This is a genomic window from Bacillus sp. FSL R5-0416 (assembly GCF_037975425.1).
In the GTDB taxonomy this organism is placed as follows: Bacteria; Bacillota; Bacilli; order Bacillales; family Bacillaceae; genus Bacillus; species Bacillus subtilis.
Window position 1 is genome coordinate 3,495,485 of the sequence record NZ_CP150252.1, and the last position, 16,380, is coordinate 3,511,864.

Sequence of the window (16,380 nt, forward strand, 5' to 3'; positions counted from 1 at the left end):
TCTTTATCTTATACAGAAAGCGCCAAATGGTGCATCCCAATATAAACAGCCCTTCCCGTAGAAAGGGCTGTTTCATTAAAGCGTTTTCATTTTATCCAAAGCTTTTCAATTTCCTCGAGCGATTTGTTCTTCGTTTCCGGACAGATCGTAACGACAAACAGGAAACAAAGGATGTTAATCACCGCAAAGATCCAAAATGTATAGGCGAGCCCGAAAGAATCGATCATCATTGGCACAAACTGTCCGATCGCCCAGTTTGCTCCCCATAAAAAGATGGTCGCAATGCCCGCGGCCCGCGCACGCAGATGGTTCGGGAAGATTTCAGAAATCATAATCCATGTGATCGGTCCGACCGAGACACAGAAAGCAGCGACAAAACCTAATATAAGGACGATCATCATGATCCCGCTTGTTAACTCAAAATAAAACGACGTCCCGATTAAAATCATAAAAATAGCCATAAAAGCAGAACCGATGGACATCAGTTTTTTTCGTCCGACTTTATCGATCAGCAACACCGCAATAACGGTAAAAATAACTTCTACAACCCCGACGATACAAGTTGTCACAAATCCGGCATTTTGCCCGAATCCCATCATTTTAAAGATTTCCGGCCCGTAGTAAGTAATGGCGTTCATGCCGATGACTTGGTTAAAGAGCGCCAGCAGGATTCCAATGACAAGCGCCTTTCTGAGACCCGGCTTAAACAGCTGGGAGAGCGACCCCATTTGTTCTATTTTTAATGAGTTCTCAATGTTCTTTAATTCTTCTTTTGCAACAGTTTCTCCATTAATACGTGTCAGGATCTTTAAAGCTTCATTTGTTTTGCCCGCTTTCGCCAGCCATCTCGGACTTTCCGGGACGACGAGAAGGACAAGGAAAAAGATGACGGACGGCACCATTCCATAAGCAAGCATCCATCTCCAGCCGGTGTGCACGCCCCATTCGTATGTTCCGGACCGCTGCACAGCTAGATTAATAAAGTATGTTGCGGAAATACCCAGTATCGTAAAGAGCTGATATAAGGAAGATAAACTTCCGCGTATGGCGGGCGGTGCCGCTTCTGTAATATACGTAACAGAGAGCGATGAGCCCATCCCGATTCCCAGCCCCCCGATAATCCTTGCAATGATTAAGGTGGACACGTCTTGAGAAAGTGCTGAAACGATTGCTGATATCGCAAATAACAAAGCGGCTGTCATTAAAATTTTTCTCCGGCCGAATCTGTCACTTAAAAATCCGGATATCCCGACGCCCACAACTCCTCCAATCATAATGCTTGAAATGACAAGTCCCTCCATAAACGGACTCAGGCTGTATAAATCTTTCAGAAAACCGATGGCGCCAGAAATCACTGCCGTGTCATAGCCATACAATAAGCCGCCAAGCCCCGCCGCACATGAGATCAAAATGACAAATCCCATTGAATGGCTTCTTGTTACAGGAACATTTGGTTCTAATTGTGTTGGAGTATTCTTCATTTCCCTGCCCTCCCGAATGTTGAGTAAAGCGTTTACATTATGCTTTTCAATTGTACGTACTTATATTAAAATTTAACGAAAATTACATTTAATTAGTACGTACAAATATAGAATAATCTTGTTTGCATTTTCTGTCAATGTTTTCTTACAAAGAACGCTGTGATATACTGAAATTTGTCCGTATACATTTTGGAGGAATGGATATGTTACCAAAATACGCGCAAGTAAAAGAAGAAATCAGTTCTTGGATTAATCAAGGCAAAATACTGCCCGATCAAAAAATCCCTACCGAAAACGAATTAATGCAGCAATTCGGCGTCAGCCGGCATACCATCCGCAAAGCGATCGGAGACCTCGTATCACAAGGTCTGCTGTACAGCGTGCAAGGCGGAGGCACCTTTGTCGCTTCACGCTCTGCTAAGTCAGCGCTGCATTCCAATAAAACGATCGGTGTTTTGACAACTTACATATCAGACTATATTTTCCCGAGCATCATCAGAGGAATCGAGTCCTATTTAAGCGAGCAGGGGTATTCTATGCTTTTGACAAGCACAAACAACAACCCGGACAATGAAAGAAGAGGCTTAGAAAACCTGCTGTCCCAGCATATTGACGGACTCATCGTAGAACCGACAAAAAGCGCCCTTCAAACCCCAAACATCGGCTATTATCTGAACTTGGAGAAAAACGGCATTCCTTTTGCGATGATTAACGCGTCATATGCCGAGCTTGCCGCGCCAAGTTTTACCTTGGATGATGTGAAAGGCGGGATGATGGCGGCGGAGCATTTGCTTTCTCTCGGCCACACGCATATGATGGGTATTTTTAAAGCTGATGACACACAAGGCGTGAAACGGATGAACGGATTTATACAGGCGCACCGGGAGCGTGAGTTATTTCCTTCTCCGGATATGATCGTGACATTTACAACGGAAGAAAAAGAATCAAAACTTCTGGAGAAAGTAAAAGCCACACTGGAGAAAAACAGCAAGCACATGCCGACAGCCATTCTTTGTTATAACGATGAAATTGCGCTAAAGGTGATTGATATGCTGAGGGAGATGGATCTTAAAGTGCCGGAAGATATGTCTATCGTCGGGTATGATGATTCACATTTCGCCCAAATCTCAGAAGTGAAACTAACCTCTGTCAAACATCCGAAATCAGTGCTTGGAAAAGCAGCCGCCAAATATGTCATTGACTGCTTAGAGCATAAAAAGCCGAAGCAAGAGGATGTCATATTTGAGCCTGAGTTGATCATTCGCCAGTCCGCACGAAAACTGAATGAATAAAAAAAGCAATGTATGGGTCTCCCCGCTACATTGCTTTTTTTTATAGCTGTTATCTGTTTTTCCAAACGTCAGCGATGATTTCAAACGAACGCATTCTGTCTGCGTGTTCAAAGGTTTCTGAGTTAACCATAATTTCGTCAGCCTGTGTCGTTTTGACGAAATCTTCAAGCTTCGCCTTCACTTCTTCCGGACCTCCGACAATCGTGGAGCTCAGCTGCTCATTGACCATCGCTTTTTCATACGGGCTCCAGATTTGATCCATATCCTCAACAGGCGGTTTAAGCTGGTTCGGCGTACCGCGGACAAGATCAAGAAACCTTTGATAATGCGAAGTCGCAAGGTGCTGCGCTTTCTCGTTTGTATCTGCCGCGATAATGGTGACACCGACCATCGCATACGGTTCGTCGAGCACGTCTGACGGCGTGAAGGAATTGCGGTAAAGCTCCAATGCAGGAACCGTATTCGCTGGTGAGAAATGAGCGGCAAAGGCAAACGGAAGACCTAGTTCACCTGCCAGACGGGCGCTGAAGCCGCTTGAGCCCAGCAGCCAAATCGGCACATCTATGCCCTCTCCGGGAATGGCGCGAACTTGATTGCGCACATTTCCTGACGGTTTAAAATAATTGCGCAGTTCCTCTAATTGTTCTGGAAAATCCTCCCCGCTGTTGATGTTTCTGCGGAGCGCTCTGGCTGTCAATTGGTCTGTTCCCGGCGCACGTCCAAGCCCCAGATCTATCCGCCCGGGATACAGTGTTTCCAGTGTGCCGAATTGTTCAGCAATGACTAATGAAGAGTGGTTCGGGAGCATAATGCCGCCGGAACCGACGCGGATTTTCTTCGTGCCTCCGGCAATATGGCCAATCAAAACTGCAGTGGCGGAGCTTGCAACACCTTCTATATTATGATGTTCAGCAAGCCAGTAACGGTGATAGCCCCATTCCTCTGCCCGGCGCGCCAAGTCCATGCTGTTTCGGAATGATTCTGCAATCGTTCCTCCCTGAACAACCGGAGATAAATTCAAGACAGAAAGCAAGGTATCTTTGCGTTGGTTGTTAGACATATTGTTCTCCTTTGCAAATGTGTTATCAGTAAACAGCCCAAAGCTGTCAGGTCATGATTGAAAGAACTTCTATCACACCATAACACAACTGCATTCAGGAATAAAAGAATTTGATTCGATGAAATTCGAACAATGTAAAACGAACGGTTTGGCCCGCTATTCTGCTCCAAACAGCTCCTTAGCCATCTCAATAAAGAGCTTAGCCGCCAGAGAAGCCTCCTTTAGCGACGGAACAGCAAGCTGCACATCACGGTATACCTGCGGGTCCAATTCCCGGGTCACCACATGCTCCGGAAGCGGCATCCCCGACATGGACATTTCTGATAAAATCGCGAGACCCAGGCCTTCTCTGATCATACTGATCGAGGTGTTGATGTTATAGACCGTGAAAGCTGGGTGCAGCGTAGCGCCCGCCTGCCTGAACATATCGACAAATGGTGATTCATAGCCTCCGTCACAGACGATCATCGGTTCATGGTCAAGATCTTTCAGCGTAATGGCCGAAAGACTGGCAAGCGGGTGATCGTCCCTGAGCACGACAGCCATTTTGTCTTTTTTCAAATGGATGTACTCCATCTCCTCTGTTGGATACAGAAGAATGCCGACATCTATCATCCGCGTATGAAGCCACTCCTTGACTTCATTTACAGTTCCCTCGTGCAGCACGAGCTCAAGTTTCGGATATTTTTGTTTAAATTCACTGATCAGCTTCGGCATAAAATAAGCCGAGGCAGTTGAGAATGTGCCGATATGGATCGTTCCCAGTTCAAGCCCTTTTTCCGCTGCTGCTACCTGCTCAACTTTTTCAATGCCTTTTAAGACTTCTCTGATGTGTACTAAGATCTGTTTTCCCGTATCTGTCAGCATCAGGCCATTGCGGCGGTCACGAATGATCAGCTTTACATCAAGCTCAGCTTCGATCGCAGAAATCGCATGGCTGACAGCCGGCTGTGTCATGTTCAGCGCCTGACCCGCTTTTGTAAAGCTTCCCGTTTCAGCTATTTTCACAAAAACCTTTAATTGTGTAATGGTCATAACAATTTACTTATGCTCCTTATAAAAAAGATTCATTTTATTTATCTTATGTTCTACCGTATCATATGATGGAAAAGTTCTACAAGGAGTGAATGAACAATGAAGCAGCTCTCAAAAACGCGGACAGCTCTCCTGCTCGCATTTCTCGTCATCATGTGGGGCGTCAATTGGCCGCTGTCCAAAGCCGCGCTCGCCTATTCTCCGCCATTATTGTTCGCGGGCATCCGAACGCTGATCGGCGGGCTTTTATTAGTCATTGTCGCACTGCCGCGTATTCATAAATTACGCTTAAAAGAAACGTGGCCGATTTATCTTGTTTCTGCTCTTTTAAATATTACGTTATTCTACGGCCTGCAAACGATCGGGCTGAATTATCTTCCGGCCGGCCTGTTTTCTGCAATCGTCTTCTTCCAGCCTGTTCTGATGGGTGTATTTTCTTGGCTGTGGCTCGGCGAATCCATGTTTGTAATGAAAGTGATCGGCCTCATCCTCGGTTTTGCGGGAGTAGCCGTCATTAGTGCTGCGGGCTTTGGCGGGCATATTTCTGTCATGGGGGTTCTGCTGGCTCTCGGCTCCGCAATCAGCTGGGCGCTCGGGACGGTATATATGAAAAAAACAGGCAGCCGCGTCGATTCCATCTGGATGGTCGCTCTGCAGCTGACGATCGGAAGCGTGTTTCTGCTTATATCCGGCTTTTGGACAGAAAGCTTTTCGGCGATCCAATGGACAGCTCCGTTTATCACGAGCCTGCTGTTCATCTCCGTATTCGTTATCGCGCTCGGCTGGCTTGTCTTTTTTACGCTTGTCGGTTCAGGCGAAGCAAGCAAGGTCGCATCTTATACTTTTTTGATTCCGCTCATATCAATCGTGGCCAGCTCCATTTTCCTGCATGAACCGCTCACCCTTAGCCTCTTAGCAGGGCTGCTGCTGATTGTCACGAGCATCTGTCTCGTGAATACAAAAACAAAAGCGCAGAAAGCTGCGGCGATTGGTATAAACGAGAAAGCTGCACAATAATAAAAACCCTCTTGCCGGATGCGGCAAGAGGGTTTCTTATTTACTGATGCTTGCGTCCTTTGACCAAATATGCAACTGTAATCAAAAGGTAGATCGCCGCAGTAATGCCGGTAATGACAATTGATGTTGTCATGATGACCCCGATCAGAATGGCGAGTAATGCCACAATCGCAAACCATGTCGTGTACGGGAACCATTTTACATAATAGGCCGGTGTTTCCGTTTGCTGTTTTCTCGATTTTAAATGAGCGAATCCGATGATCAGCCAAATGAATAAAACGGTATATCCCAATGATCCCATTAAATAATTAAATGTTTGGCTTCCTGCGAACAGAGAAATCAATACGCCAATATAGAGAGAAGAAGTGCACATCAGAATCGCAAACATCGGTACGTTTTTCGATGAAAGCTTCGAGAAGACCTTTGGAAGCCTTCCGTCACTTGCCTGTGTATACAAAATGCGTGATGATCCGTATAAACCTGAATTCATAGAAGAAATGATCGCCAGCAGGATGACTGCATTCATGATATGATCCGCGCCCGGAATGCCTACCATTTTAAAGACCATCACGAAAGGACTTTCCGGAACGGAATTGACTTGGTTCCATGGAATCAGGCTGACGATGATGAAAAACGGCAGCAGGTAAAACGCGACAATCCGTGTCAGTGTGCTGCGGACAGCTTTCGGGACAACCTTTTCCGGATTTTTTGTCTCTGCAAGCGTTACACCGATAATTTCTGTACCGCCGTAAGAGTAGATGACGACAAGCATCGCCGTGATCAGCCCTGTGCCGCCGTGCGGGAAAAATCCGCCGTGGTCTGTCAGGTTGGAAAATCCGGATGCTGTATGATCACCGAATGATACAAATAAGAGCAGCAATCCGAGAATAATAAAGATAATAATAACGGTAATCTTGATCATTGCCAGCCAATATTCAGTTTCGGCGAAGATTTTAACAGAAAGCAAGTTTACAATCGTGACGATAAGAGAAATTCCTAATGCCAACACCCAGATCGGGCAGCCCGGCAGCCAATATTGAATGAAAATCGCAGCTACAACAGCTTCAGCCGCAATGTTAAGCACCCACATTTTCCAGTAGATCCAGTCCAAAAAGTAAGCGGCGTAGTTTCCCAATACCTGCTGGACAAGATCACGGAAGGTTCTGGCGTTACGGTTTCGAACAGCCATTTCCGCCAGCCCCTGCATAATAAACAGCAAAATAATCCCGCCGAGCAGGTATGCGATAATGACAGATGGCCCTGCCACATCGATCGCTGAGCTGCTCCCCTTAAATAAACCTGCGCCGATTGCTCCGCCCAGCGCCATCATCATAATATGGCGGGACGTCATCGTGCGTTTTAACGTTTGATTGTCGTTTTTCATCCTCTTCTACCTCTCCTTCTCGTTTTCAAAAACAAAAAAGCCCGCCGTCTCCTACCTAATCTAATAGATAAAGAGACGACGAGCCTTCGGCTGACCGCGGTACCACTCTTGTTGATTCTTCATGAAGAATCCTGCTTTTGACCTGTAACGAAGGTTAGCCGTTAAAACATAGGGAATATTCAATCTATTCCGTTCCGTCTTACCACTCCCGGGCGAGTTCAAAGAAGAATCAGGCTGCGTCGCACCACCCCGCAGTTCTCTGTTCTGATCACTTTCTTTTACTGCTCCCAATCTATGTGTTTTAGTTTTCTGAAAAACTCAAATTTTATGATCTGAATATATTAACATAATATACGTGCTTCTCTTTTAACTGTCAATAACTTCAGAGAAAAAAGAAACTGTTATTTTGTCCCTTTTCGAATGGCTTTCCAAAAGGATTCTGACTCGTTTCCTAATGCGTAAACTGAAACACCTGCTATTTTATATTGCTTTGCCAGATGGCTTTTCGTTTGAACGGTTTTTTCGTTTTCATACCACACGACATGTTTATGCTTCTTTTTGTCAACATAAGAAAATGTCATCGAACCTGATTTTTTGTTGAATGCCGGCTTTGCTTTTTGTTTTTTGATGAGGGATTTGAGCTCATTCCATTCCCTTATTGTGCTGGCACTTCCGTCTTTTACATCCCAGTCATAGCCGTACGCAGGGATTCCCATGATGACTTTATTGGCTTTGATCTTTTTAACTGAAAACTGCAGAGAGCTTTTAATCCAGTTTGTGCTTGCCACTGACCCCGGCTCACCCCAAATGCCGTGTTCATCGTAGGTCATGACTTGTACGAAGTCGGCATATTTGCCGATTTTCGCATAATCATACGGCCAGCTCCAGTCATCATTTTTATCATCGGCGCTTTTGGCCGGAACGGATACCATTGTTTTAATATGTTTCTTGTTCAAAGCCTGTGAGACATATTGAATGAAGTTCGAGTATGCAGCGCGGTCTTCTGGATTTAGTGCTTCAAAATCGATATTGATTCCGTAATATGAGTGCTTTTTGGCCAGTGTTATTAACTGATCTGTGAATCGTTTTTTCGCTGTTTTATTACTCATGACTCGACTCGCTAAATCTCCGTCAAAATCATAAATGGCATTATTATAGTTTGAAATGACAGCCCATGTCTTGATTTTTTTCTTTTTGGCATATGTCAGCTGCTTAGTTGGGGCATCGCCAATCACATGTCCGTTTTTTTCAAACGCAAACGTATCGGTTGCGATGGCATTCATGTATGTATGATAGTTCGTGAGAGAATTGTATGAAGCCGTATCCCCAGTCGTGTAGCCTAGTGTCATTCCGGCTGCCTTCGCTTCTGTTTTTGTATACATAAACAGAACAATCGCAATCGCCAGTGAAATCGCTATGATCAGCCATTTTTTCATCGCATTTCCTCCTATTTCAAGTCATACTCTTCTCATCGGCCAAATAATTGGAAGTTGAAGTTTTTTCAAGCAAAAAGCCCGGCATATGCCTGCCGGGCTTCCTGAGTTCAGCGGTCAGAGACGAGAATATATGCTGCCTTTACAGGTCCGTGCACTCCCACAACTAAATCCATTTCAATGTCTGCTGAGTTGCTCGGTCCGGTAATGTAGTTGATACATGAAGGAACAGTGACACCGTCCGCAATGTTTTGGCGGATGATATCACTGGCTTGTGTCATTCTCGGTACAATGCTTGATTTCGGCACGATCGCAATATAAGTCGTCGGCAGAAGGCTGACAGATCGGCCGATGTCTTTTGATGAGAAGAGGACAACCGTCCCCGACTCAGCCAATGTAATTTCGCTGAATGTAATCCCTACATTGGCTTGCTCCGCTTTTTTGATATTTTCCTCGCCTTTGTCAGCATCCCACTCCCAGACCGGCGTTCCCTCGCTCGGCCAGTCCTTGGTGAGCAGGCTTTTCAGTCCGTATTCTTCAAAGCGGGGGTCCTTCGGAATGATGACAGGGCCTCCGGAAAAGCGGCTGACTTGCTCGCGCAGGGCATCGTAAAGGCCGGTTGAATCCGTTTCAATCAGCTCTGTATGGATTTTGACACAATGGTTTTTGAGCACTGTGACTAAGTCATCAGCTGAATATCCTTCAAGTGTTTTATATTGCGGCTGATGCGCCCACTCAGGAACTGCCACGCCTCCTGTTCTTCTTTCACGGCCCAGGCTGGATGCGATTCGGTTTAAAAAGCTCTCTTGATTCTGAATGGTTCCCTTTGTCATCACTGCTCCTCCTTCGTGCGTTCACTTGTTTCTCTGTCCGCAAACCAGTCTCTGAATCTCGATTTATGCGGTGCCGGGAAGTCGCGGATCTGGGTCCAATTTTTAAGCGGGCCGGGCCCTTTCGAAATTTTTTCGTCCTCTGTAAAAGGCGTCATGGCGGCCGGCGCCCATTTTGAGCCCATTTTGTAAAGCGATAAGGAGGATGCGCCAAGTCCGAATGCTTTCATTGCAAGCTTTTCACTGATCGGCGCTCTGCCTTCTTTTTCGACGATATTCTGACGATGCTTGAGTAGCAGCTCATGAAGCGGGATTTTGACCGGGCAGGCTTCTGAACAAGCAGCGCACAGTGAAGATGCGTACGGCAGCTCCTTATAATCGTCATAACCGCCGAGCAACGGCGATAAAACCGCTCCGATTGGCCCCGAGTAGATTGAGCCGTATGAATGTCCGCCGACATGGCGGTACACAGGACAGACATTGATACAGGCTGCACAGCGGATACATTGCAGCACAGACTGGAATTCCGTTCCAAGGATATTGGATCGTCCATTATCAACGATGACAAGATGGAATTCTTCCGGACCGTCCACTTCACCTTCCAGCTTCGGACCCGTCAAAGCTGTAATATAACTTGTCAGCCGCTGTCCGACAGCACTTCTTGTCAGCATGCTGACTAGCACTTCAAATTCAGAAAATGACGGGACAATCCGCTCCATTCCCATGACGGTAATTTGTGTTTTCGGCAAGGTGCTCACAAGCCGTCCATTTCCTTCATTGGTCACAAGGCTGACGGAACCCGTGTCAGCGATGGCGAAGTTACAGCCGGTAATGCCGATATCCGCTTCCAGAAACTTTTTTCGGAGAATGGCGCGCGCATGCATCACCAGCTCTTCCGGTTTTTCTGTATGTTGATAGTCCAGTCTTTCTTTAAACACATCGCGTATCTGCTCTTTATTTTTATGAAGGGCGGGCGCTACGATATGTGACGGCGGATCGTGATCATCAATCTGCAAAATATACTCGCCGAGATCGGTTTCTACGACTTCACAGCCTTCCTTCTCCAGCACCTCATTCAGATTGATTTCCTCTGTGACCATTGATTTAGATTTCACAATTTTCTTCCCGTTCTTCTTTTGAATGACATCACGAATATAAGAAGACGCCTCTTCCGCTGTTTCCGCGAAATAGACATGTCCGCCTCTTTTCGCCACATTTTCGGCAAGCTGTCCGAGATAGAAATCAAGGTTTTCAAGGACATGCTGCCTGATTTCCTCTGATAATGAGCGCCACTCCTCCCAGTTTCCCAGTTCTTCTGCTGCCTCTAGGCGCCGCGTCCGCAGACGCTCCTGTGCACCTGAAACAGCGCCTCTCATAAATTCATTATCAATCCCCTGTGATACCCGCTCTTTAAAAGCGTCAGTACCGATTTTCATCGCCATGATCCTTTCCCCCTCTGAATCCAGTTTTATCTGCTGTTGAGCACTTCGGCGATGTGCATCACTTTGACATTCTTATCTTTTCGGCCAAGCCGTCCCCCGATATTCATCAAACAGCCGCAGTCAGCACCGATCAGCACCTCTGCTCCCGTTTCCTCCACACATTCGACTTTTTCATCGACCATCTGCTCAGAAATCTGCGCCATCTTGACGGAGAACGTTCCTCCGAATCCGCAGCAGTTATGTTTGCCCGGAAGCTCTGTAAACTGCAGGCCCTTCACATGACTCAACAGCTTCATCGGCTCCTCCCGAACACCCAGCAGCCTTGTCATATGGCACGACGTATGTAAGGTCGCTTTTGTATGAAGGGTCGCGCCGACATCCTCTACTCCAAGTACGTTCACAATAAAATCTGTCAGTTCATACGTTTTATCCGCCAGCTTTTGCGCTTTATCGGCCCATTTCGGATCATCCTGAAACAGGTGCGGATACTCCCGGAACATCGTTGTGCAGGAACCGGAAGGACTGACAACATATTCGGAATCCTGAAACGTTTCGATCATCCGTTTCATTGCTTTTTTGGCGTCATTTACATAGCCGCTGTTGTAAGCCGGCTGCCCGCAGCAAATCTGCCCTTCCGGAAAATCAACCTCACACCCAAGCCGCTCCAGCAGCTCAACCGTTGCTTTTCCGACATTTGTTTGAAACATATCAACAAGACAAGTGACAAAAAGTGAGACTTTCATGATGAACCCCTCTCTCATCCCCAATATATGATCAGGTCATCTGATGACCTGAGTTAAAATAACTATATGAATATCGTACACTATTCTGACAATGGAAGGAAAGGGTTTTCTAGGGATATTTTCATTTGTGGCATATCAAAAACACTCCCGATCTTCCAGGAGTGCAGTATATGGTTAAATCCAGCCCTTTTCCTCAGCGATGCTGGCGGCTTCTGTCCGATTTTTCGCATGAAGCTTTTGGATGATTTCTGAGATATAGTTTCGAACTGTGCCTTGAGATAAATAGAGCTCAAGCGTAATGTCTTTTGTTGTCTTGCCTAAAGCCGCAAGCCTCAGAATTTCTTGCTCTCTAACGGTTAGCGGATTTTCGTCTCGCATCATATTAAACGTCAGCTCGGGGCTGAAGACACGTTTTCCCTTTACACATTTTCGAATGGCATCGGCCAGATCGTCAATTTCGCCGTCTTTCAGCAGATAGCCATGTGCACCGGCCTTTACGGCGCGTTCAAAATATCCGGGGCGGGCAAAGGTGGTTAAAATAATGACCTTGCTGACGCAGCCTTTTTTCATTAATTCCTCTGCCACATCCAGCCCGCTTCGAACCGGCATTTCAATGTCCATAATGCATACATCCGGCTCCAGCTTCAAAATAGCATGTAGCGCCTCTTCCCCGTTTAATGCTTGTCCGATGACTGTCATATCCTCTTCTAAATCAAGCAAAGATCCCAAAGCGCCTAAAAGCATTCGCTGGTCCTCAGCAATAAACAGACGAATCATTCTTTTCGTCCTCCAATCATTCTGCTTTTTTAATAAGCGGAATCGTCAGTGCCACAACCGTTCCGTTTTGATCTGAAACCGTTAATCCCCCTTCAATGAGCATGAGCCGTTCCTCCATTCCCCGCAGGCCATTCCCAAACATTTTCTCCTTCGCCGCTCCCTTTCCGTCATCCCGTATCACGATCCTCATTTTGTCAGCAAACTGAGAAATGATGATGGCACAATGGGTTGCTTTGCTGTGCTTGATAATGTTAGTCACGGCTTCCCGCATACACATACTGATAATATTTTGAGTGACGGGAGATATCGCTGAAAAGTCGTCGGCTCCTTCGTATTGAAAGGTAATGTTCCCCGCTCTTAATATGTGCTGAATGTTTACGAGCTCCTCTGTTATCGTGACCGTTCTCATATCAGAAACCAGCTCTCGAACTTGCTTGAGTGCGGAGCGTGAACTGGTTTCCATTTCTTTTGCCTCAAGCTTGGTCCGTTCTATATCAGATGCAGCCAGCCGCTGAATGAGCTGGCTTTTTAATGTAAGCAGCGACAGGGTGTGGCCAAGGGTATCGTGAAGATCACGGGCGATTCGAACACGCTCCTCTCTTTTAGAGAGTTCTTTTATCTGTTCGTTGGCTTGTGCAAGCTTATTTTCAAGCTCAATCCTCCGAAACATAGAACGAATGCCGAATGGAGAAATGAGCATAATGACGAGAAACGGGAGAACAGAAAAAAGCTCCCGAAGCGAGACCGAATTCGCGCTAAATTGGTATAGGCATGGAAAAAGCAGTATAAAGATTAAAGCGCAGAACGCACGGTTAAAATTCGTTTTCTCTTTGTAATAACCAACAAAGTTTGCCGGGAAAAAACCTAAGTATATATAGGTGATATTGTAAAACACACTATATATCAAAATAACCGCCATTTGCACGATAAGCCAATATGTAAACGAAGCTCTGCCAACGCTGCAGAATAACTGGCGATATGCCGCTACAAAAAGGAGCAGCATGCCATATCCGATCCCCTGTTTGACACCTGATTCTTTTAATAAAGAAAGGAACGGCATAATCGTATACACCAGAAAGATATAAGGGAAAAACCCGAATTCCTTCGGGAAAATAGATATTGCCTTTTTCATGTATTACACCGCTTCTTGTTTTCTTCTTATATATTTAGATAGTAGCATGAAGAGCATCATATAAGCGATTAATATCAGAATATTTTTCCAAGTCGGACTCCCACCCCGGACAAGTTCCCACGCTCCGCTCCCGAAATGATAAGACGGAAGCCACTGGCCAATGCTCTGCATCATGTCAGGCATGACCTCAAACGGCATCCACATCCCTCCGCCTAAAGCCAGCAGCATATAAAGCACATTACTGATTCCGGCCGCTGTTTCTACTTTTCTCATGAGGCCGATTAGTGTGCCTAATGCTAAAAAAGGCAATGCGCCAAACAAAATCCACAGTCCGCTCATCATCCATTCAAACGGTGACAAGGCAATATCATTGATGATTGCGCCGAACAGAAATATGACGGTAATCGATAAAACGTGAATGACACTTTGGCCGATCATCTGAGCTGATAAATAGATATGATCCGGAAGAGGCGTAAGGCGGATAAAGGCGGTCCAGCCTTGTGACCGCTCTTGTACCATTCGGATGCCAAGCGTCATGATAGAGGAACCCATCACGCTGAAGACTGTCATCGACATCAGGTAATGGGCTTCCCATGCACGTTGATCAGGGACGTTGGTATTCACTACATTTGTAAAGAAATAATAAAAGGCAATCGGCATGATCAGAGACCAAAGCACAAAGTACTTGTTCCTAATCACCCTTTTCATTTCAGCGATGCTTTGCTTTTGCAGCATGTTCACTCACATCGCCTCCCTGTTGCCGTCAGCCAGCTGGCGAAATGCCTCATCGAGCGTCGCTTGCTCAATTCGAATATCTCGTGCTGGGATGTTTTCTTGAAAGATCAGCGCCAACACTTTATCTGTATTTGATGTCTGGATGATGGTTCTCTCATGCTCATGGATCACTCTCTCGACTTCCGGGTGACAAGACAGCCTTTCCAATGATTCACTTGAATGAAGCGTAAAGGAAACAGACTGTTTTTGAATTCTTGAGCGGATTTGCATTGGTGAGTCGTCTGCAACAAGCCGTCCTTCAGTAAAAAATAGGATTCGCTGTGCGGCATCGTCTGCTTCTTGTAAATAATGAGTTGAAAAAATAATTGTTTTTCCTTGGTCCGACAGTCCGTGAATGGTCTGCCAGAATCGATGTCTTGATGAAGTATCCATGCCGACTGTCGGTTCATCAAGTATAAGCAGCTCCGGGTTCCCGGCAAGAGCCAAAGCAAAGCTCAAACGGCGTTTTTGTCCGCCGGATAATTTTTCTGCTCTTGTTTTCAAATCTTCTTTGGTGAGTGCTGTTAACGAAACGAGTTCTTTCATGGACAATGGATTCGGATAATAGCTCCGGAAGAGTTCAAGGATTTCATCCACCTTAAGGCCCGGCATGACACTTACTTCCTGAAGCATTACACCTATTTTTTCACGAACCTGTTGATCATCGGGAACCCGGTTAAATAGTTTGATTTCTCCCTCACTCGGCTTCAGCAATCCTAATATCATAGAGATGACGGTCGTCTTCCCTGCCCCATTTGGCCCGAGAATGGCTGCAATTTCTCCTTTTTCAATACTAAAGCTGATGTGGTTTACAGCGGTTTTTCGATGGAAATGTTTTGACACGTTGCTTACTGTTATTGCTTCTTTCATCACATGAGCACCTCCTGATCGTTTACATTGATTGTAAAATGACGGAGAAGACGATGTTAGTATGGGGTGTCATGATGATGAAGTGACAAATGTCATTTTCTTTCTCACCCCGGTGTCTAGGTAATCCTCCTCCTGCATCTTCCAATTCATCCATCTTTTCTATCTCCCATGTCCTCTTTCTTTTAAACTGCTGTGACATTCATAGAAAGATACACTCTTCAAACCATCCGAGTGTTATGATAGACATATTGAACTTTATATTACTCTCCGGCTGAAAGGAGCCAATCATGAACGAAGCGATTTTGTCTAGAAATCATGTGAAGGTGAAAGGCAGCGGCAAAGCATCTATCATGTTCGCACCTGGTTTTGGATGCGATCAAAGTGTGTGGAATGCCGTGGCACCTGCCTTTGAAGAAGATCATCGGGTGATTTTATTTGATTACGTCGGTTCGGGACATTCAGATTTGCGCGCATATGACATGAATCGTTACCAGACACTTGACGGCTATGCCCAGGATGTTCTTGATGTTTGTGAAGCTTTAGATCTGAAGGAAACCGTGTTTGTGGGGCACTCCGTCGGGGCCTTGATTGGGATGCTTGCATCCATCCGCCGCCCGGAGCTTTTTTCCCATCTGGTGATGGTGGGGCCTTCTCCTTGCTATTTGAATGATCCGCCTGAGTATTACGGAGGATTTGAAGAGGAGCAGCTCCTTGGCTTGCTGGAGATGATGGAGAAAAATTATATCGGCTGGGCAACTGTATTTGCGGCAACCGTTCTGAATCAGCCAGATCGGCCTGAAATTAAGGAAGAGCTTGAAAGCCGTTTTTGTTCTACTGATCCTGTCATTGCCCGCCAATTCGCGAAAGCGGCGTTTTTTTCTGATCACCGAGAGGATCTTTCGAAGGTAACGGTTCCCTCTCTTATTCTCCAATGTGCAGATGATATCATCGCACCTGCAACTGTAGGTAAGTATATGCATCAGCATCTGCCTTATAGCAGTCTGAAACAAATGGAGGCTCGCGGACATTGCCCTCATATGAGCCATCCAGATGAGACGATACAGCTGATCGGCGATTATTTAAAAGCACACGTGTGATATAGGAACGAAA

General features: G+C 45.9%; 16 protein-coding genes and 1 other annotated feature. Of the genes, 3 read left to right on the plus strand and 13 right to left on the minus strand.

The window, feature by feature from the left end; all coding sequences use genetic code 11:
• Positions 1–86: 86 nt before the first annotated feature.
• A complete protein-coding gene (gene araE / locus NYE20_RS18590) occupies positions 87–1,481 on the minus strand; it encodes an arabinose-proton symporter AraE (RefSeq protein WP_003243899.1) in 1,395 nt (464 codons plus the stop codon).
• 203 nt (positions 1,482–1,684) lie between these two features.
• Between araE and araR the strand changes: the two genes are divergently transcribed.
• Positions 1,685–2,773 carry an arabinose utilization transcriptional regulator AraR gene (gene araR / locus NYE20_RS18595; protein ID WP_003243070.1) on the plus strand — a complete coding sequence of 363 codons (1,089 nt, stop codon included), beginning with the start codon at positions 1,685–1,687 and terminating at the stop codon, positions 2,771–2,773.
• 49 nt (positions 2,774–2,822) lie between these two features.
• Here the strand turns inward: araR and NYE20_RS18600 are convergent, their stop codons facing one another.
• Entirely contained in the window at positions 2,823–3,833 is a 1,011-nt protein-coding gene (locus NYE20_RS18600) for an MsnO8 family LLM class oxidoreductase (protein ID WP_003228318.1), read from the minus strand.
• Positions 3,834–3,989: 156 nt separating this feature from the next.
• Positions 3,990–4,868, minus strand: a complete 879-nt coding sequence (locus tag NYE20_RS18605) for a LysR family transcriptional regulator (protein ID WP_161621240.1) — start codon at positions 4,866–4,868, stop codon at positions 3,990–3,992.
• A gap of 99 nt (positions 4,869–4,967) precedes the next feature.
• Here NYE20_RS18605 and NYE20_RS18610 point away from each other — a divergent pair, with 99 nt between their 5' ends.
• Positions 4,968–5,885: a DMT family transporter gene (locus tag NYE20_RS18610; protein WP_128740734.1), complete on the plus strand. Its 918-nt coding sequence runs from the start codon at positions 4,968–4,970 to the stop codon at positions 5,883–5,885.
• Between the two features lie 40 nt (positions 5,886–5,925).
• On the opposite strand, the gene NYE20_RS18615 is transcribed toward NYE20_RS18610, so the two are convergent.
• The 10 genes from NYE20_RS18615 to NYE20_RS18660 all read right to left on the minus strand — a co-directional run bounded on the left by NYE20_RS18615 (position 5,926) and on the right by NYE20_RS18660 (position 15,424).
• Positions 5,926–7,269: an amino acid permease gene (locus NYE20_RS18615; protein WP_003228313.1), complete on the minus strand. Its 1,344-nt coding sequence runs from the start codon at positions 7,267–7,269 to the stop codon at positions 5,926–5,928.
• Between the two features lie 68 nt (positions 7,270–7,337).
• Positions 7,338–7,573 (minus strand) — a binding site (T-box leader).
• A 97-nt stretch (positions 7,574–7,670) separates the two neighbouring features.
• Positions 7,671–8,705, minus strand: coding sequence for a glycosyl hydrolase family 18 protein (locus NYE20_RS18620; protein WP_072173491.1), 1,035 nt, complete (start codon positions 8,703–8,705; stop codon positions 7,671–7,673).
• Positions 8,706–8,812: 107 nt separating this feature from the next.
• Positions 8,813–9,535 carry a lactate utilization protein LutC gene (gene lutC, locus NYE20_RS18625; RefSeq protein WP_024573285.1) on the minus strand — a complete coding sequence of 241 codons (723 nt, stop codon included), beginning with the start codon at positions 9,533–9,535 and terminating at the stop codon, positions 8,813–8,815.
• Positions 9,535–10,974: a lactate utilization iron-sulfur protein LutB gene (gene lutB, locus NYE20_RS18630; protein ID WP_014480926.1), complete on the minus strand. Its 1,440-nt coding sequence runs from the start codon at positions 10,972–10,974 to the stop codon at positions 9,535–9,537. The genes lutC and lutB overlap by 1 nt, the downstream gene beginning before the upstream one ends.
• A gap of 26 nt (positions 10,975–11,000) precedes the next feature.
• Positions 11,001–11,717 carry a lactate utilization iron-sulfur protein LutA gene (gene lutA, locus NYE20_RS18635; RefSeq protein WP_024573483.1) on the minus strand — a complete coding sequence of 239 codons (717 nt, stop codon included), beginning with the start codon at positions 11,715–11,717 and terminating at the stop codon, positions 11,001–11,003.
• A gap of 174 nt (positions 11,718–11,891) precedes the next feature.
• Positions 11,892–12,494 (minus strand): two-component system response regulator YvfU, encoded by a 603-nt coding sequence (gene yvfU / locus NYE20_RS18640; protein WP_014478018.1) that lies wholly within the window; start codon positions 12,492–12,494, stop codon positions 11,892–11,894.
• A 16-nt stretch (positions 12,495–12,510) separates the two neighbouring features.
• Positions 12,511–13,626, minus strand: coding sequence for a two-component system sensor histidine kinase YvfT (gene yvfT / locus NYE20_RS18645; RefSeq protein ID WP_139026564.1), 1,116 nt, complete (start codon positions 13,624–13,626; stop codon positions 12,511–12,513).
• A 3-nt stretch (positions 13,627–13,629) separates the two neighbouring features.
• Entirely contained in the window at positions 13,630–14,367 is a 738-nt protein-coding gene (locus tag NYE20_RS18650; RefSeq protein WP_038829404.1) for an ABC transporter permease, read from the minus strand.
• Complete coding sequence (locus tag NYE20_RS18655; RefSeq protein WP_339183747.1) at positions 14,368–15,273, minus strand: ABC transporter ATP-binding protein; 906 nt, start codon at positions 15,271–15,273, stop codon at positions 14,368–14,370.
• Positions 15,274–15,292: 19 nt separating this feature from the next.
• The gene (locus NYE20_RS18660; protein ID WP_021480633.1) at positions 15,293–15,424 is read right to left on the minus strand and encodes a hypothetical protein; all 132 of its coding nucleotides are present in this window, start codon (positions 15,422–15,424) and stop codon (positions 15,293–15,295) included.
• Positions 15,425–15,557: 133 nt separating this feature from the next.
• Here NYE20_RS18660 and rsbQ point away from each other — a divergent pair, with 133 nt between their 5' ends.
• Positions 15,558–16,367: a sigma factor SigB/phosphatase RsbP regulator RsbQ gene (gene rsbQ / locus NYE20_RS18665; RefSeq protein WP_038829406.1), complete on the plus strand. Its 810-nt coding sequence runs from the start codon at positions 15,558–15,560 to the stop codon at positions 16,365–16,367.
• Positions 16,368–16,380: the final 13 nt, after the last annotated feature.

Bases quoted from the DNA above. Each gene is read 5' to 3' on its own strand.
- NYE20_RS18600 (WP_003228318.1), bottom strand. From the start codon at position 3,833: ATGTCTAACAACCAACGCAAAGATACCTTGCTTTCTGTCTTGAATTTA.
- rsbQ (WP_038829406.1), top strand. From the start codon at position 15,558: ATGAACGAAGCGATTTTGTCTAGAAATCATGTGAAGGTGAAAGGCAGC.
- lutB (WP_014480926.1), bottom strand. From the start codon at position 10,974: ATGGCGATGAAAATCGGTACTGACGCTTTTAAAGAGCGGGTATCACAG.
- NYE20_RS18610 (WP_128740734.1), top strand. From the start codon at position 4,968: ATGAAGCAGCTCTCAAAAACGCGGACAGCTCTCCTGCTCGCATTTCTC.
- araE (WP_003243899.1), bottom strand. From the start codon at position 1,481: ATGAAGAATACTCCAACACAATTAGAACCAAATGTTCCTGTAACAAGA.
- lutA (WP_024573483.1), bottom strand. From the start codon at position 11,717: ATGAAAGTCTCACTTTTTGTCACTTGTCTTGTTGATATGTTTCAAACA.
- NYE20_RS18660 (WP_021480633.1), bottom strand. From the start codon at position 15,424: ATGGATGAATTGGAAGATGCAGGAGGAGGATTACCTAGACACCGGGGT.
- yvfU (WP_014478018.1), bottom strand. From the start codon at position 12,494: ATGATTCGTCTGTTTATTGCTGAGGACCAGCGAATGCTTTTAGGCGCT.
- lutC (WP_024573285.1), bottom strand. From the start codon at position 9,535: ATGACAAAGGGAACCATTCAGAATCAAGAGAGCTTTTTAAACCGAATC.
- yvfT (WP_139026564.1), bottom strand. From the start codon at position 13,626: ATGAAAAAGGCAATATCTATTTTCCCGAAGGAATTCGGGTTTTTCCCT.
- araR (WP_003243070.1), top strand. From the start codon at position 1,685: ATGTTACCAAAATACGCGCAAGTAAAAGAAGAAATCAGTTCTTGGATT.
- NYE20_RS18605 (WP_161621240.1), bottom strand. From the start codon at position 4,868: ATGACCATTACACAATTAAAGGTTTTTGTGAAAATAGCTGAAACGGGA.
- NYE20_RS18615 (WP_003228313.1), bottom strand. From the start codon at position 7,269: ATGAAAAACGACAATCAAACGTTAAAACGCACGATGACGTCCCGCCAT.
- NYE20_RS18620 (WP_072173491.1), bottom strand. From the start codon at position 8,705: ATGAAAAAATGGCTGATCATAGCGATTTCACTGGCGATTGCGATTGTT.